At 62.6% G+C, this 16,923-nt stretch carries 15 protein-coding genes; 11 read left to right on the top strand and 4 right to left on the bottom strand.

What is annotated here, in order from left to right:
* The first annotated feature begins 110 nt into the window (after positions 1-110).
* The 4 genes from pal to ftsH all read left to right on the top strand — a co-directional run bounded on the left by pal (position 111) and on the right by ftsH (position 5,398).
* Entirely contained in the window at positions 111-617 is a 507-nt protein-coding gene (pal, locus tag NKL04_RS27615) for a peptidoglycan-associated lipoprotein Pal (RefSeq protein ID WP_023684182.1), read from the top strand.
* Positions 618-828: 211 nt separating this feature from the next.
* Positions 829-1,911 carry a tol-pal system protein YbgF gene (ybgF, locus tag NKL04_RS27620; RefSeq protein WP_023733018.1) on the top strand — a complete coding sequence of 361 codons (1,083 nt, stop codon included), beginning with the start codon at positions 829-831 and terminating at the stop codon, positions 1,909-1,911.
* A 51-nt stretch (positions 1,912-1,962) separates the two neighbouring features.
* Positions 1,963-3,369, top strand: a complete 1,407-nt coding sequence (gene tilS, locus NKL04_RS27625; protein WP_352724676.1) for a tRNA lysidine(34) synthetase TilS — start codon at positions 1,963-1,965, stop codon at positions 3,367-3,369.
* A 103-nt stretch (positions 3,370-3,472) separates the two neighbouring features.
* Positions 3,473-5,398, top strand: coding sequence for an ATP-dependent zinc metalloprotease FtsH (gene ftsH / locus NKL04_RS27630; RefSeq protein WP_023673598.1), 1,926 nt, complete (start codon positions 3,473-3,475; stop codon positions 5,396-5,398).
* 66 nt (positions 5,399-5,464) lie between these two features.
* On the opposite strand, the gene NKL04_RS27635 is transcribed toward ftsH, so the two are convergent.
* Positions 5,465-5,833, bottom strand: coding sequence for a winged helix-turn-helix transcriptional regulator (locus tag NKL04_RS27635; protein ID WP_023726185.1), 369 nt, complete (start codon positions 5,831-5,833; stop codon positions 5,465-5,467).
* Positions 5,834-6,018: 185 nt separating this feature from the next.
* Between NKL04_RS27635 and NKL04_RS27640 the strand changes: the two genes are divergently transcribed.
* A complete protein-coding gene (locus NKL04_RS27640; protein WP_023703180.1) occupies positions 6,019-6,783 on the top strand; it encodes an SDR family oxidoreductase in 765 nt (254 codons plus the stop codon).
* Positions 6,784-6,811: 28 nt separating this feature from the next.
* Entirely contained in the window at positions 6,812-7,687 is an 876-nt protein-coding gene (locus tag NKL04_RS27645; protein ID WP_031209980.1) for an NAD(P)-dependent oxidoreductase, read from the top strand.
* Positions 7,688-7,760: 73 nt separating this feature from the next.
* Here NKL04_RS27645 and NKL04_RS27650 read toward each other — a convergent pair whose 3' ends face one another.
* A complete protein-coding gene (locus tag NKL04_RS27650; RefSeq protein ID WP_023688968.1) occupies positions 7,761-8,213 on the bottom strand; it encodes a hypothetical protein in 453 nt (150 codons plus the stop codon).
* 240 nt (positions 8,214-8,453) lie between these two features.
* Positions 8,454-9,455, bottom strand: coding sequence for a hypothetical protein (locus NKL04_RS27655; protein ID WP_023703183.1), 1,002 nt, complete (start codon positions 9,453-9,455; stop codon positions 8,454-8,456).
* 344 nt (positions 9,456-9,799) lie between these two features.
* Between NKL04_RS27655 and glmM the strand changes: the two genes are divergently transcribed.
* The 5 genes from glmM (at position 9,800) to serA (ending at position 16,378) form a co-directional block, all read left to right on the top strand.
* Positions 9,800-11,152, top strand: a complete 1,353-nt coding sequence (gene glmM, locus NKL04_RS27660) for a phosphoglucosamine mutase (protein ID WP_023688970.1) — start codon at positions 9,800-9,802, stop codon at positions 11,150-11,152.
* A gap of 252 nt (positions 11,153-11,404) precedes the next feature.
* On the top strand, positions 11,405-12,250 hold the full coding sequence (locus NKL04_RS27665; protein WP_023673590.1) for an outer membrane protein: 846 nt from the start codon (positions 11,405-11,407) through the stop codon (positions 12,248-12,250).
* Positions 12,251-12,480: 230 nt separating this feature from the next.
* A complete protein-coding gene (locus tag NKL04_RS27670) occupies positions 12,481-13,341 on the top strand; it encodes an outer membrane protein (RefSeq protein ID WP_023694608.1) in 861 nt (286 codons plus the stop codon).
* Between the two features lie 201 nt (positions 13,342-13,542).
* Positions 13,543-14,718 (top strand): phosphoserine transaminase, encoded by a 1,176-nt coding sequence (locus NKL04_RS27675; RefSeq protein WP_023703184.1) that lies wholly within the window; start codon positions 13,543-13,545, stop codon positions 14,716-14,718.
* Between the two features lie 58 nt (positions 14,719-14,776).
* The gene (gene serA / locus NKL04_RS27680; RefSeq protein ID WP_023703185.1) at positions 14,777-16,378 is read left to right on the top strand and encodes a phosphoglycerate dehydrogenase; all 1,602 of its coding nucleotides are present in this window, start codon (positions 14,777-14,779) and stop codon (positions 16,376-16,378) included.
* Positions 16,379-16,441: 63 nt separating this feature from the next.
* On the opposite strand, the gene NKL04_RS27685 is transcribed toward serA, so the two are convergent.
* Positions 16,442-16,906: a DUF2231 domain-containing protein gene (locus NKL04_RS27685; RefSeq protein WP_031209981.1), complete on the bottom strand. Its 465-nt coding sequence runs from the start codon at positions 16,904-16,906 to the stop codon at positions 16,442-16,444.
* Between the last annotated feature and the right edge of the window lie 17 nt (positions 16,907-16,923).

Here is a 16,923-nt window from a genome sequence, read left to right on the forward strand (position 1 = left end):
AAACCAAACATTAACCGTATTTCTTGAATGCCGGTTAACCCAAACGTGGTTACTGGGTGATCAACGAAATCACTCGAAATACGATCACTCGAATACGAAGGAGAGGCGGCATGGGCCGTATCGCAGCACTTACCAGAAACCCGGCGATGATCGCCCTGATCGCGATGCTCGCCATCACCGGTTGCGCCTCGAAGAAAACCCCGAACAACGCTGCCGATCTCGGTCTCAATGGCGCGGGTGCGGCAACGCCGGGCTCGGCGCAGGACTTCACCGTCAACATTGGCGACCGCATCTTCTTCGACACGGACTCGACCGCGATCCGCGCCGATGCGCAGACGACGCTGTCGCGCCAGGCGCAGTGGCTCAACCAATACAAGCAGTACGCCATCGTCGTCGAAGGCCATGCTGACGAACGCGGCACACGTGAATACAATCTGGCTCTCGGCGCCCGCCGCGCCGCCGCCACTCGCGACTTCCTGGTCGCCAGGGGCGTCTCGGCGAGCCGATTGAAGACGATTTCCTACGGCAAGGAACGTCCGGTCGCGGTCTGCGACGACATCTCCTGCTGGTCGCAGAATCGCCGCGCCGTCACCACGCTCTCCGGCGCCGGCTCCTGATGAGTAAGACGGCGGCCTTAGTCGCATAATTGCAACACCTCCATGCGAAAGGCGGTCTTGTGGCCGCCTTTTTCAGTTTCGGCCCCGGAAACAAACCCGGAAACAAAATTTGGCCGAAGTCTCGCCTCCTGCTAAGAGCCGAGGGCGTCGTGCCGGTCCCACTGTGATCGGAAGGCGCGAACAGGCTCACGATATTCACGGCGAGAGGCACATGCATTTCAGATCGGTCTTGAGCGGCACGCTTGCGCTGCTGCTCGTATCAGGCTTCGCGGCTTCTGCGAGCGGCACCGGACAACCCGCGGATAGCGGCTTTTCCTTCCATCTGCCGACGCTCGGCATTTTCGGCAAGAAGGAGAAGCCGGAGCAGCAACAGATCGCGCAGCAGCAGGACGGCACCGCCGCCGCGGGGCTGGAAGATCAGCTCCGGCAGATGAACGGCAAGCTCGAGGAACTCAACTTCCAGATCCTGCAGATGCAGGAGCAGATGCGCAAGCAGCAGGAAGACAACGAGTTCCGCTTCCAGCAGTTGGAAGGCGGCTCCAGCGGGCAGCCGCCCGCGCAGAAGAAATCGGAGGCCGCGCCGCAGGACGGTGGCGCGGGCACCGGCGTCGCCGAGGCCCCGGCAGACCAGGCGCCGGCCGATGCCGGCGCGCAGTCGGATGGCGGCCAGAGCGTCGGCGAGGTCATCGTCGAATCGCAGACCGGCGATCCCGGCAAGGTGATCAACGGCACGCCGCCCAAGACCTTCGGCACCATTACCGTCGACAAGAACGGCAATGTAATCGACGCCGGCGGCAACACGCAGGCAGCGGCGCCGGCGGAAGGTGCGGCTCCCGCCGCCGAGGCGCCGGCTGCCGGGGCTAAGACCGGCAAGTCGGACGGCACGGTGGTGGCGGCGCTGCCTGCCACCAACAACCCGGAAGAGATCTACCGCAACTCCTACCAGTTCATCCTGTCGGGCGACTACAGCACCGCCGAGCAGGGTTTTCGCGACCACATCGCCCGCTTCCCGAAGGACGCCAAGGCGGCGGACGCGCATTACTGGCTTGGCGAATCGCTGCTTGGCCAGCAGAAGTATCATGACGCTGCCGAGGTTTTCCTCTCCGCCAGCAAGGACTATCCGAAGGCCAAGAAGGCGCCTGACATGCTCCTGAAGCTTGGCGTGTCGCTGGTCGGCCTCAAGCAGAAGGATGTCGCCTGCGCCACCTTCGGCGAGATCGGCAAGCGCTATCCCGATATTTCGGCCGCGCTCAAGGAACGCGTCAAGCAGGAGAGGGCGCTGGCGGCGTGCTAGTCTTTGCCGTGTTGTCCCAGAACCGGGACCACTTTTGCGCGACATGCATTGATGCTCGATACCGAGCCTGACCTTTCGAATTTTTCGCAGATCGACTTTACCAACGGCGCGCTTGCGGCCGTGTCCGGCGGCAGCGACTCGACCGCCCTCCTTCTTCTCCTCAAGGCTCACCTCGACCGCAGCGCCCCGACAGCCCGGCTGCTGGCGGTGACGATCGACCACGGCCTGCGTCCGGAAGCAGCAGCCGAAGCGCGCAGCGTGGCAAAGCTTTGTGCCGAGCGCGGCATCGCGCACCGGACGCTCAACTGGTCCGGCGCCAAGCCGTCGGCCGGCCTGCCCGCGGCGGCGCGCGAGGCGCGCTACCGGTTGCTGGCCGAGGCAGCGCAGGCGCAAGGCATTGGTGTGATCGTGACCGGCCACACCGCCGACGACCAGGCCGAGACCGTCCTGATGCGAGCCGCGCGGAATGACGGGCGAGAGCTTGCAGGCCGAGGTCTCGCCGGCATGGCGCCTGCCACCCTCTATGACTGGCGGATCTGGATCGCGCGGCCGCTGCTCGGCGCTCGGCGCGCGGCGTTGCGCGCCTTCCTGCAGCGCGAACATGTCGGCTGGGTCGAGGATCCGACCAACATCGACACGAATTTCGAACGCCCGCGCATCCGGGCCGTGCTCGGCGAAGACCGGAGCGGGCAGCGTTTTGCCGAAGCGATCGGCCTGGCCAGGCGGGCCGCCGGCGAGCGCGAACAACTCGGTCGCCGCGCCGCCGCCCTGATCGGTGAATTTGCCAGCCGGCCGGCGAGGGGTCTCATCCGTCTCGATCCCGGTCTTGCCGAAGCTGACGACACGCGAGCCGCGGTCTATGCGCTGCGTGTCCTGCTGGCGGCGACGGGCGGCACCGCCTTGTTGCCGGACCAGGCGCGCGGCGAAGCGCTGTTCGAGCAAATGCGGGCCGGTCGGCTTTGCGCCACATTGTCGCGGGCGGTCGTCGATATCAGGCGAAACGGCATCTTCCTGCGCCGTGAATCGCGCGACCTGCCGCGTTCCGCGCCAATAGCTGGCACTCTGCTTTGGGACGGTCGCCGGCGGATCACGCCAGACATCGAAGCCGGGGCGATCACATTGGGCGACAGTTCGGGTGCATGGTTGATCGCGCCGCTTGGCGCCGCTGCCGCCGCCAAAACGCCGATTGCCGGGGATGGCGCGCCGCCAAGCCTTGTGCGCGCCGCCCTGGCTGCGGAACCGGCGCTATGGCGCGGCGGCGAATGCCTTGGTTTTGCAGGGGATGTAGCGGCGGCGGCGGCAATCGCCGTCAGTCCCGCCGTTGCGCCCTTTGCCCGTTTTCTGCCGTGCTTCGATCTGGTGTTGGCGCAGGCCGTGGCCGAGTTGATCGGCGCACCGCCTGTCCCGGCTTGCCCTTTGGCCGCCACAGTGCCGGTTGATCATGGCGCGAAAGCTTAACCCAGACGTGCTGTTATGCTTGGCAAGGGGGGGCGCTCTCCCTATGTTAGGCGCAAGTTTCCTCTCATGACGCGTGTCCCAGCGGGCACCAACGGGACAATTGATGAATCCGAATTATCGCAATCTCGCGCTCTGGGCGATCATAGCGGTCCTGCTCATTGCTCTCTTCAATCTGTTCCAGACGCCGCAGACTCGCGGGGCCTCGACCGACGTTCCCTATTCGCAGTTCCTGCAAGAGGTCGCGGCCGGCCGGGTCAAGACGGTGGTCATCGCCGGCGCCCGCATCACGGGCACCTACGCTGACAACGCCAATGGCTTCCAGACCTATTCGCCTGGCGATCCGCAGCTGGTCTCGCGGCTGCAGGACAAGAACGTCACCATCAATGCGCGGCCTGAGTCGGACGGTTCCAACTCGCTGTTCAGCTATCTGATCTCCTACCTGCCGATGATCCTGATCCTTGGCGTGTGGATATTCTTCATGCGCCAGATGCAGTCCGGCTCCGGCCGCGCCATGGGTTTCGGCAAGTCGAAGGCCAAGCTTCTCACTGAGGCGCATGGCCGCGTCACCTTCCAGGATGTCGCCGGCGTCGACGAGGCCAAGGAAGATCTGGAAGAGATCGTCGAGTTCCTGCGCGATCCGCAGAAGTTCCAGCGCCTCGGCGGCAAGATCCCGCGCGGCGTGCTTCTGGTCGGCCCTCCTGGCACCGGCAAGACGCTGCTTGCGCGCTCGGTCGCCGGCGAGGCCAATGTGCCGTTCTTTACCATTTCGGGTTCCGACTTCGTCGAGATGTTCGTCGGCGTCGGCGCAAGCCGTGTCCGCGACATGTTCGACCAGGCCAAGAAGAATGCTCCCTGCATCATCTTCATCGACGAAATCGACGCTGTGGGCCGCCATCGCGGCGCCGGCCTCGGCGGTGGCAATGACGAGCGCGAGCAGACGCTGAACCAACTGCTGGTCGAGATGGACGGCTTCGAGTCCAACGAGAGCATCATCCTTATCGCCGCCACCAACCGGCCCGACGTGCTCGATCCGGCGCTGCTGCGTCCGGGTCGCTTCGACCGCCAGGTGGTGGTGCCGAACCCCGACATCGTCGGCCGCGAGAAGATCCTCAAGGTGCATGTGCGCAACGTGCCGCTGGCACCGAATGTCGACCTCAAGGTGATCGCACGCGGCACGCCGGGCTTCTCGGGCGCCGACCTGATGAACCTTGTCAATGAATCCGCTCTGATGGCGGCGCGCCGCAACAAGCGCCTTGTCACCATGGCCGAGTTCGAGGACGCCAAGGACAAGATCATGATGGGCGCCGAGCGCCGCTCGTCGGCCATGACCCAGGCCGAAAAGGAACTCACGGCCTATCACGAGGCCGGCCACGCCATCCTGGCGCTCAACGTGCCGTCGGCCGATCCGCTGCACAAGGCGACCATCATCCCGCGCGGTCGCGCGCTCGGCATGGTCATGCAACTGCCGGAAGGCGACCGCTATTCGATGAGCTACAAATACATGATCTCGCGGCTTGCCATCATGATGGGCGGCCGCGTCGCAGAGGAGTTCAAGTTCGGCAAGGAGAACATCACCTCCGGCGCGTCCTCGGACATCGAGCAGGCGACAAAGCTGGCGCGCGCCATGGTGACGCGCTGGGGCTTCTCCGACAAGCTCGGCCACGTCGCCTATGGCGACAACCAGGAAGAGGTTTTCCTCGGCCATTCGGTGGCGCGCACGCAGAACGTCTCGGAAGAGACTGCGCAGATCATCGACGCCGAAGTACGCCGCCTGATCGACGAGGCCTATGTCACGGCCAAGTCCATTCTGACCAAGAAGAAGAAGGAATGGATCGCTCTGGCGCAGGGCCTGCTCGAATACGAGACGCTTTCGGGCGAAGAGATCAAGCAGCTGATCGCCGGGCAGAAGCCCGCGCGAGATTTGGGGGATGACACCCCCACAAGCCGCGGCTCGGCTGTGCCGAAGTCCGGCCGCCGCAAGAAGGGTCCCGAGCCCGAAGGCGGCATGGAGCCTCAGCCGTCGAGCTGAGCTGACATCATGTGATGCAAGAAAACGCCGCGGCTCAATCCGCGGCGTTTTGCTATTCAGGGTCTCTCAAATAGCATGCGGGACGGATGCATTTGCTTTGCCGGGGCGCACACCGTCAGTCCGGCCAGCATGTTGCTTGCCCCATCTGGCCAGCGGGATCAGGGCATTGTCCAGCTCGATGCCGAATTCGGTAATCGAGTATTCGACCCTCGGCGGCACCTCGGGAAAGATTTCGCGATGGACGATGCCGTCGGCCTCCATTTCGCGCAGCTGTTGGATCAGCATCTTTTCGCTGATGTCAGGCACCAGCCGCTTCAGCTCACCGAATCGTGCCGGCGCCTTGTGAATCTGCCAGAGCAGTAGCGCCTTCCATTTGCCGCTGATGACCTCCAGCGCCGGCCCCAATCCGCAACTATCTGGCTGTTTCTTTCCCATGTTTCATCCAATTCTGAGCAATCGGTGGGTAGCTTACATTTTTGTCGGTACTTGAGAAAAACCAAGCCGGTCCATAGCTTCAAACCAGCTCGCCGGCATCGGCGAACACCACAACATCATATCGGTACCTCGCTTCGACCTGCAAAGGCCGTCGGCGGCCGGATTTTGTCAAAAAGGGATGGATCATGACACGATACGCAAACAAGAAGGCCGTTGTCATCGGCGGGACGCACGGCATGGGGCTCGCCGTTGCCGAAGCCCTGATCGAAAGCGGCGCCGAGGTCCTGGTCACCGGCCGCGACCAGCGCAACATCGAGGCCGCGCGAGCCAAGCTGCTTTCGCGAGCTCATGTCGTGCGGTCCGATATCTCAGACATGGCCGATATCGTCACGCTCGGTGCCGAAGTGGGGCAGAAGCTTGGCCACATCGACTTCCTTCACGTCAATGCCGGGGTGGCCAATCTCGAACCCGTGGAGCGGGTCACCGAGGACAGTTACGATCGCACCTTCGACATCAACACCAAAGGCGCTTTCTTCACCGCGCAGCGCCTGCTGCCCCTCATCAGGGATGGTGGCGCGATAGTCTTCACCTCGTCGATCACCGACGAATCCGGCACCGGCGGCATGAGCGTCTATTCCGGATCGAAGGCGGCACTGCGCGCCTTCGCCAAGGTCCTGGCCGCCGAGCTTCTGCCGCGCCGGATCCGCGTGAATGTGGTCAGCCCTGGTTTCATCGATACGCCGACGATGGGTGTGGCCGACGCCTCGGCCGAGGAGCGGGCCGCCTTCATGGCGATCGGCGACGCGGTCACGCCGATGAAGCGCCACGGCACGATGGAGGAGGTGGCGCGTGCAGTGCTGTTCCTGGCGTTCGACGCGACCTTCACCACGGGCGCGCGGCTGACCGTGGACGGTGGCCTTGGCCAGGACCTGACCCCGACACCGGCGTAACCGCGCAACCAAACCAAGGAGAAGCAGAATGAGCGACATAACAGTAATCGGTCTCGGCGCCATGGGCACTGCGCTTGCCGAAGCCTTTCTGAACCAGGGACATGCGGTGACGGTGTGGAACCGTTCTCCGGCAAAGGCTGAGGCTTTGGCAGCCAAGGGCGCCATTGTGGCCAAGAGTGTCGAGGAAGCCGTCAGATGGAGTCCACTGATCGTGGCGTGCCTGCTTGTCTATGACACCGTTCGTGAGGTGCTCGGCCCAAGCCGAGAGGCGCTGTCGGGCCGCACATTGGTCAATCTCACCAACGGCACGCCCGAGCAGGCGCGGGCGATGTCGGGCTGGGCGGTGAGCCAGGGCGCCAGCTATATCGACGGCGGCATCATGGCGGTGCCGCCGATGATCGGCGGGCCGCACGCCCTGATTCTCTACAGCGGTTCGCGCCAGGCGTTCGATGCCTGTTCGGGGCAGCTCGGAGCGCTCGGCACCAGCAAATTCCTCGGTGAGGATGCTTGCCTCGCGCCGCTCTATGATATCTCGCTTCTGAGCGGCATGTACGGCATGTTCGCGGGCGTTCTGCAGGCGTTGGCATTGACGGGCGCAGCAGGGATCCCGGCCGGCGAGTTCATGCCGCTGCTGGCCTCCTGGCTTCAGTCGATGCAAGGCCTGCTGCCGAAGTGGGCGGAACAGATCGACAGTTGCGATCACACCAGCAATGTCGTTTCCAACCTGGGCATGCAGGCTGATGCCTACGTCAATCTCATCGATGCCAGCAGGTCGGCTGATGTCAGCACCGAACTCGTCTTGCCGATGCAAAGCCTGATGAAGCGCGGGGTGGCTGCCGGCCAGGCCAATGCCGATCTTACAAGCCTGGTCGCACTGCTCCAGCTCTCGAAACAAGGCGCTTGACGGGGCAAGACCCAAGAGAAGGCCCGCCAACCTTGCGGTTGGGGGCCTTCGATCTTCAAACGCTGCTGGTCGATCAGCTCTTCAGCTTGGCGTTGCAGAGGCTGTAATAGCCGCCGCCCTTCTGGATCCAGCGAAGGCCGTTCAACGTACCCGCGTCCTTGTTGCCGTGGTAGCCCTGCAGGCAGGTCTTCATACGCGCCTTCGAGGGCTTCTCGGTCTTGAATTCGGCGGCGAGGGTGGTCGGGAATGTCACGCCCGTCGGCGCTACAGCGGGGGCGACCGCCGCGCTGGTTTCCTTCTGCGACTGCGGCTCGGTTTTGACCGCATCCGCATTGGCACTCTCCGCAGCTGACGTCGCGCATTTCTCGGTGCGGAAAGCGGTCCAATCCATGCCGTTCAGAGTGCCGCCTTCCTTGGCTGTGCGATAGGCCTCGCCGCATTCCTTCATCGTCAGTGCGCTTGCAGGGGCGACGCTCCACGCAATCCATGCCGTCACAGCCAATGCCGCCAATTTCAATCTGGACATAAGACCCTCCTGGTTGACAAAAGTTCGATGTCCTTTTGTATACCATTTGTTCTGCATATGTCCAACTGGAATCTTTGCGAACCACCGATATGTCTGGGGTGGGCAGTGTGGGCGAATAGATGATGCCGACAGCTTCCGCGATATGGAAACGCGATCAACGCCGGGTGTGTTCGAGCGCAATAAAAAGGCCCGCGCATGCTGCGATGCGCGGGCCTTTGTCTGGAGAATATGGCTACGCGATCAGCTCTTCAGCTTGGCATTGCAGAGGCTGTAGAAGCCGCCGCCCTTCTGGATCCAGCGCAGGCCATTGAGCGTGTTGGCGTCCTTGTTGGCATAATACACCTCGAGGCAGGTATGCATGCGGCCCTTGGCCGGCGTCTCGCCGGCGTATTTCTTCGAGATCGCGGCCGGGAACTTCACGCCCTTGGGAGCGGTGACCGAGGGCTTCTCGGGCTCGCTGGTATAGGTCGCCTCGCTCGGAGCGGGCACGGTGTCGTCGTCATCTGCGCCTGCGCCGCATTCGGCCTTGCGGAAGTCGTTCCACTTCTTGCCGCCCAGCGTATTGGCAGACTTGGCAGCCTGGTACTTGGCGCTGCAATCGGCCATGCTCAGGCCCTTGCCGCTGCTGTCGGCAGCTGCCTTGGTGGTTGCCTTGGCGGGTGCTGCCGCGGCCGAAGCCCCGGCGGCGCATTCGGTCTTGCGGAAGTCGTTCCACTTCACGCCGTTCAGCGTGCCGGCGGCCTTTGCCGCCTGGTATTTGGTGCTGCATTCCTTGGCCGTCAGGCCCTTGGCGCCATCGTCGGTTGTGGCTGCGGCCTTGGTCGTGGCCTTGGCCGGTTCTGCCGAGGCGGATGCGCCGGCGGCGCATTCGGTCTTGCGGAAGTCGTTCCACTTTGCGCCATTGAGCGTACCGGCGGCCTTGGCAGCCTGGTACTTAGCGCTGCATTCCTTGGCCGTCAGACCCTTGGCGCCGTCATCAGCAGCGGCGGCCTTGGTCGTGTCCGTCTTGGCCGCAGCGGCCTTCTTGGCCGCCGGCTTTGCGGTCTCGGTGGTGGCCGCCGCGTCGGTGCCGCACTCGGCCTTCCGATACTGATTCCAGGTCTGCCCGTTCAGCGTGCCGGCGTCCTTGGCGGCATTATACTTGGTACTACACTGGGCCATGGTCAGCGCGTTGGCGGGCGCCGCCATGAACAAGGTTGCGACGGCAAGACCCGTCAAAGTTGCAAGTCGGTGGATGAGCATGGCGTTCTCCCGTTGCTGCGCCCATAGGTTGTATCTGTGTCAATCAATAGCTCTCAACGCTAGGCTGCGCCAGATGCTAAACGGCGTTCTCCCGATAAGGTGATGGACCCTTGCGATCTGCCCCTCCAACAGTCCCGGCTTACCGGCCCAATCTGCGCAGTGTGGCCCAGTGTGAATGCTATATTGCGGCAACACCGTGTCATGATACGCTGCCAACGCTCCGAACAGCCTGCTACAATGATTTTCTAAGAATTGGTAATATACAATCACACAATGTGATAGTCGGGCTCGGACCAATTGTGGCATTACGAGCCGGCTGAAAACCGACGGGGATTCTGGCAAGCATGGCAGGACGTTATTTTGGCACCGACGGCATTCGCGGGCGCGCCAACAAGTTTCCGATGACGGCTGAGATCGCGATGCGGGTCGGCATGGCCGCCGGCCTGTCGTTCCAGCGCGGCAGCCATCGCCACCGCGTCGTGCTCGGCAAGGACACCAGGCTGTCCGGCTACATGATCGAAAACGCCATGGTGTCCGGCCTGTGCGCGGCCGGCATGGATGTGTTCCTGCTCGGCCCGATCCCGACACCGGCGGTCGCCATGCTGGTGCGCTCGCTGCGCGCCGATATCGGCGTCATGATCTCGGCCTCGCACAACCCTTATTACGACAACGGCATCAAGCTGTTCGGTCCCGATGGCTACAAGCTCTCCGACGAGATCGAGGAGCGCATCGAGAGCATGCTCGACAAGGATATCGAACTGGCGCTCGCCGATTCCGACGGGCTCGGCCGCGCCAAGCGCGTCGACGGCGTGCATGACCGCTACATCGAATTCGCCAAGCGCACGCTGCCGCGCTCGATGTCGCTGTCGGGTCTCAGGATCGTCGTCGATTGCGCCAATGGCGCAGCCTACAAGGTGGCGCCCGCCGCACTTTGGGAACTGGGCGCCGAGGTCATTGCCATCAATGTCGATCCGAACGGTTTCAACATCAACAAGGAATGCGGCTCGACCCATCCGGCCGGCCTGCAGAAGAAGGTGCATGAAGTGCGCGCCGATATCGGCATCGCACTCGACGGCGATGCCGACCGTGTCGTCATCGTCGACGAGAACGGCGCCATCGTCGACGGTGACCAGATCATGGCGCTGATCGCAGAGTCCTGGCACCAGAGCGGGCGACTGGCCGGCGGCGGCGTCGTCTCGACGGTGATGTCCAATCTCGGCCTCGAACGCTTCCTTGGCGACATGAAGCTGCAGCTGCATCGCACCAAGGTCGGCGACCGCTATGTCGTTGAGCATATGCGCGCGCACGGGTTGAATGTCGGCGGCGAGCAGTCGGGCCACATTGTGCTGTCCGATTTCTCGACCACTGGCGACGGGCTGGTCTCGGCTCTGCAGGTGCTGGCCTGCATCAAGCGGCAGAACCGGCCGGTCAGCGAATTGTCGAAGAAATTCGAGCCGGTGCCGCAACTGTTGAAGAATGTCCGCATCGCCGGCGGCAAGCCGCTTGAAGAAGCCTTGGTCAAGGCGGCGATCGAAGATGCGCGCAACCGTCTAGGCAAGGCCGGCCGCCTGGTTATCCGGCCCTCGGGCACCGAGCCGCTGATCCGCGTCATGGCCGAGGGCGACGACCCACAGCTGGTCGAGGCCGTGGTCAACGACATCGTCGACATCATCTCGGAAACGCGCAGCGCCGCCTGATTGCGCTGCCTCCGACGGGCAGGGGCGAACTGCCGGCTCAAGACTTCAAGCCCGCCTGCAGGCGGGCTTTTTGTTTCGGCCAGGGTTGGTCCAAGCGTCATGCCGGCGGAGGCCGTTTGCTAAAATGTCGAGAATTCGTGGTTAATCGACAGGGTTAAACGCCTTTTAACTTTTGCAATTCATTATCCACAACTGAGGTCAAACACATTCGAGCGGATTCAAAGTTCCGACGGGTTCTCAGGGGTGACAAACATGTTCAATGCAGCAAAAATGGCTTTCCTTGCCGCGCTGTTCGCAGGCGTGGCCGGGCCAGTATTCGCCGCCGATCTGGCGGAGCCGCCAGTGGTCGAAGAGGCGCCGGCGCCGATCGCCTACGAGCAGCCGGCCGATTTCGGCGGCTGGTACATCCGCGGCGATATCGACTATCACTGGTCGAAGTTCCGCGGTGGTGACTACACCACCTACAGCCCGGCACCGCCCCAACTCCCCGGTTCGTTCGCCTCCGGCAAGTTGAAGAGTTCCTTTTCGGCCGGCGCCGGTGTCGGTTACCAGGTCAACCGGTACTTCCGCACCGATCTGACCTTCGACTGGATGGGCAAGTCCAATTTCCGCGGCTCGACCAATGGTTTCTGCGGCGGCGGCATAGCTTGTACCTCCGTCGACACATCGTCCTATTCGGCGATGCTGCTCCTGGCCAATGCCTATGTCGATATCGGCACCTGGCACGGCGTGACGCCCTATGTCGGCGCCGGCATCGGTGGTGCCTGGGTCAAGTGGGATACGCTGCACAATACCGATCTCGATGGCTCCTTCGAGCACAGCGGCGGCAAGGGCTGGCGCTTTGCCTATGCCCTCATGGCCGGCGCCTCCTACTGCCTGACCGACCGGGTCAAGCTCGATCTCGGCTATCGCTACAGCCACATCAATGGTGGCAAGATGTTCAACTACGCCTCCGACAGCGATGTCGGCCCGGGCTTCGATCGAGGCATCAACGTGCACGAAGTGCGCGGCGGCCTGCGCTACCAGTTCGGCCGGTCGGACTGCGCCCCGCCGCCGGAGCCCTACGTTCCCGAACCGGAGCCGGTCTACACCAAGTAGTCGCTTCGAAATCCAGGAATTTGCGAACCGCCCGGCCATGCCGGGCGGTTTTTGTTTGCCGATTGCGGTGCACTTCCAGGCCGCGGCGTGCGGAGGAGAAAGCCTATCGAAATCAAATCGGTAACGTCGCGTTATCCTTAACCCGCACTTAACCACTATGGTTAACAATGCCCACTGAAACGGCGCTTGCGATCAAAATGAAGAGCGCCAATTTCAGGAGCCGGGGACCCATGAATTTCAAATTGCTGACAGCGCCGGCACTTGCCGCACTCGCGCTAGCGCTGCTGACGCCGGCGCAAGCCGCGGACTACGACCCGCCGATCTATGTCGATCAGGCGCCGGACTATCAACCGGTCGAGGTCGGCTCGGGCTGGTATCTGCGCGGCGATGTCGGCTACGCGTTCAGCCATCCCTTCGAGCATGAGGAAGCGACAACCGGCCCGCTTAACAGCTTTACCGATGAGAGCAGCCTTTTCACAGGCAGTTTCGGTATGGGGTATCATGTCAACGACTATCTTCGGGTCGAACTGAACGGCGGGATTCTTCCGACCGACAAATTCGGGGAACACGCCAAGTTGGCAGCCACTTGCGACGGCCATACGCTTGTGGACGACGGTTTTGGCACCATCAATTCCGTCGCGGCTACGCAGGCATGCGATCTTTCCGACAATGCTTCCAACAAAGGCTACAGCATCATGGCCAATGGCTATGTGGATCTCGGCACCTATGTTGGAATCACTCCATATCTTGGCGGAGGGGTCGGTGTCGCATACAATAAATATTACAGGAGCATTGGGGCGAAGGATTGCGTGGAAGTGGCCCCCAATTCGTCCGGCACGGGCGGGTTCTCTTGTGATGATCCGGCCGGTTACGAGGGTGCAACGGATAAGGAGGGCAAATTCAACCTTGCCTATTCGATCGGGGGCGGTCTTTCCTATCAGGTGGCCAAGAACGTGTCGGTTGACCTTGGCTACGAATATTTCTCGGTGCCGGGCGCCAAATATGTCGCTTATGACAGCGGCGCCTTCAACATCCACAAGGGCATCAATTATCAGACGGTCAAGCTCGGGCTGCGCTACGACCTCTGGTAGGCTGGCTGCAGATACGAAACCCGACGGCGGATCTCTTCGATCCGCCGTTTGCGTTTGGGCTCACGACATCCTGATCCCGGACTGCTTCTATCTTGTCAGCGACAAAAACTTTCCTCTTGACGCCTGAGGGCTGAACGCATATCGCCGTCCGTGGGCCACCCCTCCCCAACGAGGGGCCACTATCTGGAAGGATAGACCACGATGACGACGCATACGAAGCCCGGACTCCGTCCGGCAAACCCCAATTTCTCCTCAGGTCCCTGCGCAAAACGCCCCGGCTGGTCGGTCGAGGCGCTGAAGAATGCCGCGCTCGGCCGTTCGCACCGCGCCAAGATCGGCAAGACCAAGCTCGAACAGGCCATCGAGTTGACGCGCGAGATTCTCCAGGTTCCGGCCGATTACCGTATCGGCATCGTGCCGGCGTCGGACACGGGTGCTGTCGAGATGGCGCTGTGGTCGCTGCTCGGTGAACGCGGTGTCGACATGGTGGCATGGGAAAGCTTTGGCTCCGGCTGGGTGACCGATGTGGTCAAGCAGCTGAAGCTCGTCGATATCAGAAGGATCGAGGCAGGCTATGGCGAGCTGCCGGATCTCACCAAAATCGATTTCGACCGCGATGTGGTCTTCACCTGGAACGGCACGACCTCAGGCGTGCGCGTGCCGAATGGCGATTTCATTCCAGCCGACCGCAAAGGCCTGACCATCTGCGACGCGACCTCGGCCGCATTCGCGCAGAGGCTCGATTTCCAGAAGCTCGATGTCGTCACCTTCTCCTGGCAGAAAGTGCTGGGCGGCGAGGGCGCACACGGCATGCTGATCCTGTCGCCTCGCGCCGTCGAGCGACTGGAAACCTACAAGCCGGCGTGGCCGCTGCCGAAAATCTTCCGCCTGACCTCGGGCGGCAAGCTGATCGAAGGCGTCTTCAAGGGCGAGACCATCAACACGCCGTCAATGCTGTGCGTCGAGGACTATCTCGATGCGCTTCATTGGGCGAAGTCGATCGGCGGTCTCGATGCGTTGATTGCCAGAGCCGATGCCAATGCCGCCGTGCTCGATGGCTTTGTCGACAAGTCGTCCTGGCTCGGCCATCTCGCGGTCGATGCGGCGACACGGTCCAACACGTCCGTATGTCTGTCCTTCACCGACGCCGATGTCGCGGCGCTCGACGCCGACGGGCAGGCGGCCTTCGCCAAGGCGATCGTCTCTGTGCTCGACAAGGAAGGCGTCGCCTACGACATCGGCTCCTATCGTGACGCACCTTCCGGTCTGCGCATCTGGTGCGGCGCCACCGTCGAGACCTCCGATCTCGAGGCGCTGCTGCCCTGGCTCGACTGGGCCTTCGCCACGCAGAAGGCTTCGGTGAAGGCCGCAGCCTGAGAATTCGTGGCGGCCTGCGGGCCGCCCTTTCCCAACAATCCAGTTCAAGGAGGCCGCCATGGCGCCCCGCGTTCTCGTCTCTGACAAACTCTCCACCACCGCCGTCCAGATATTCAAGGACCGCGGCATCGAGGTCGACTATTTGCCCGATCTCGGCAAGGACAAGGAAAAGCTGCTCGAAGTCATCGACCAGTATGATGGTCTTGCCATCCGCTCGGCGACCAAGGTCACGGAAAAACTGATCAACGCAGCGACAAGACTCAAGGTCGTCGGCCGCGCCGGCATCGGTGTCGACAATGTCGACATCCCCGCGGCGAGCCGCAAGGGCATCATCGTGATGAACACGCCCTTCGGCAATTCGATCACCACGGCCGAACATGCGGTGGCCATGATCTTTGCACTCGCCCGGCAGATCCCGGAGGCCAATGCCTCGACCCATGCCGGCAAATGGGAAAAGAACCGCTTCATGGGCGTCGAGATCACCGGCAAGACGCTGGGCGTCATCGGCTGCGGCAATATCGGCTCGATCGTTGCCACGCGCGGCGTCGGCCTGAAGATGCATGTCGTTGCCTTCGATCCGTTCCTGTCGGACAAGCGCGCCGAGGAACTCGGCGTCGACAAGATCGAGCTGGACGAGCTTTTCGCCCGCGCCGATTTCATCACGCTGCACACGCCGCTGACCGACAAGACGCGCAACATCATCGACGCGGCGGCGATCGCCAAAATGAAGAACGGCGTGCGCATCATCAATTGCGCGCGTGGCGGGCTCATCGTCGAAGCCGATCTGGTCGCGGCGCTGAAGAGCGGCAAGGTGGCGGGCGCCGGCGTCGATGTGTTCGAGGTCGAACCGGCGGAGAACAACGCGCTGTTCGGCATGGAGAATGTGGTGGCAACGCCGCATCTCGGCGCCTCGACAGCGGAAGCACAGGAAAATGTTGCGCTGCAAGTAGCCGAGCAGATGGCCGACTATCTGATCAAGGGTGCGGTTTCGAATGCCATCAACATGCCCTCGATCACGGCCGAGGAAGCACCGCGGCTAAAGCCGTTCGTCAAGCTCGCCGAAGTGCTCGGCGCCTTTGTCGGCCAAGTCACCGAGGACCCGATCAACGAGGTCGAGATCCTGTTCGACGGCTCGACCGCGACGATGAACACGCGTGCCCTGATCAGTGCCACGCTTGCCGGACTGATCCGGCCGCAGGTCGCCGACGTCAATATGGTGTCGGCGCCGATCATGGTGAAGGAGCGCGGCATCATCGTCGCCGAGGTCAAGCGCGACAAGTCGGGCGTGTTCGACGGCTACATCAAGCTGACGGTGAAGACCGAGCACATGACGCGCTCGATCGCCGGCACCTGCTTCTCCGACGGCAAGCCGCGCTTCATCCAGATCAAGGGCATCAATCTCGACGCCGAGGTCGGCCAGCACATGCTCTACACAACCAATGCCGATGCGCCCGGCATTATCGGCCTGCTCGGCACGGTGTGCGGTGAGAACGGCGTCAACATCGCCAACTTCCAGCTCGGACGCAACCGGCCGGGCGGCGACGCCATCGCGCTGCTCTATCTCGACGCGCCGTTCCCGGAGAAAGTGCTGGAACAGGTCAAGGCGCACAAGTCCATCGACTCGGCCAAGCGGCTGCAGTTCGACGTCAACGCAATGTAGTTGACGGCGTGGCGGATGCGGCGGTCCTCCCCCCATCATTGGGCGGCCGTCGCAGAGGCCGGTTCAGGTCAATTCGTCTGAGCCGTCGGAGACGCCTACGCGATGCCGATAGACCAGTTCCCAGCCCTTCCACCCTGTAAACAGCAGGATCAGAACCACGATCAGCGATAAGATAAAGCCGGTCGGGATCACAGCCGCCGCTCCACCGACATAACGCGAGTACCAGTTATAAAGCTCGATCAGCACGACGAGCACGTTGCCGCCGGCATGGAGCCATGCCGTCGTGAGATTGCGGATCTGAACATCGCCGAGAACATCCGTCAGGCCGGTAAGAGCGGCCAAGGCGCCCATGATCAGGCCGGCGCCGAGAAGCCAAAGCGATCCGGTGACCCACCCTGGATCGGCTGTTTGCCAGAAAATCAGATCGCAAACGAAGGCGCCGACAAAGAAGGCGATCGGAAACGGAATCAGCATTGGATGAATGGGGTGACCGGCAATGCTTGCTGTGCTGCGAGGGTTGTGGCTCATCTTGTTGCCTCCCACGC

The sequence above is a fragment of the Mesorhizobium sp. C264A genome (assembly GCF_040324515.1).
GTDB lineage: Bacteria > Pseudomonadota > Alphaproteobacteria > Rhizobiales > Rhizobiaceae > Mesorhizobium.

Excerpts from the sequence above, each read along its gene's own strand:
- pal (WP_023684182.1), top strand. The coding sequence starts at position 111 with ATGGGCCGTATCGCAGCACTTACCAGAAACCCGGCGATGATCGCCCTG.
- ybgF (WP_023733018.1), top strand. The coding sequence starts at position 829 with ATGCATTTCAGATCGGTCTTGAGCGGCACGCTTGCGCTGCTGCTCGTA.
- tilS (WP_352724676.1), top strand. The coding sequence starts at position 1,963 with ATGCTCGATACCGAGCCTGACCTTTCGAATTTTTCGCAGATCGACTTT.
- ftsH (WP_023673598.1), top strand. The coding sequence starts at position 3,473 with ATGAATCCGAATTATCGCAATCTCGCGCTCTGGGCGATCATAGCGGTC.
- NKL04_RS27635 (WP_023726185.1), bottom strand. The coding sequence starts at position 5,833 with ATGGGAAAGAAACAGCCAGATAGTTGCGGATTGGGGCCGGCGCTGGAG.
- NKL04_RS27640 (WP_023703180.1), top strand. The coding sequence starts at position 6,019 with ATGACACGATACGCAAACAAGAAGGCCGTTGTCATCGGCGGGACGCAC.
- NKL04_RS27645 (WP_031209980.1), top strand. The coding sequence starts at position 6,812 with ATGAGCGACATAACAGTAATCGGTCTCGGCGCCATGGGCACTGCGCTT.
- NKL04_RS27650 (WP_023688968.1), bottom strand. The coding sequence starts at position 8,213 with ATGTCCAGATTGAAATTGGCGGCATTGGCTGTGACGGCATGGATTGCG.
- NKL04_RS27655 (WP_023703183.1), bottom strand. The coding sequence starts at position 9,455 with ATGCTCATCCACCGACTTGCAACTTTGACGGGTCTTGCCGTCGCAACC.
- glmM (WP_023688970.1), top strand. The coding sequence starts at position 9,800 with ATGGCAGGACGTTATTTTGGCACCGACGGCATTCGCGGGCGCGCCAAC.
- NKL04_RS27665 (WP_023673590.1), top strand. The coding sequence starts at position 11,405 with ATGTTCAATGCAGCAAAAATGGCTTTCCTTGCCGCGCTGTTCGCAGGC.
- NKL04_RS27670 (WP_023694608.1), top strand. The coding sequence starts at position 12,481 with ATGAATTTCAAATTGCTGACAGCGCCGGCACTTGCCGCACTCGCGCTA.
- NKL04_RS27675 (WP_023703184.1), top strand. The coding sequence starts at position 13,543 with ATGACGACGCATACGAAGCCCGGACTCCGTCCGGCAAACCCCAATTTC.
- serA (WP_023703185.1), top strand. The coding sequence starts at position 14,777 with ATGGCGCCCCGCGTTCTCGTCTCTGACAAACTCTCCACCACCGCCGTC.
- NKL04_RS27685 (WP_031209981.1), bottom strand. The coding sequence starts at position 16,906 with ATGAGCCACAACCCTCGCAGCACAGCAAGCATTGCCGGTCACCCCATT.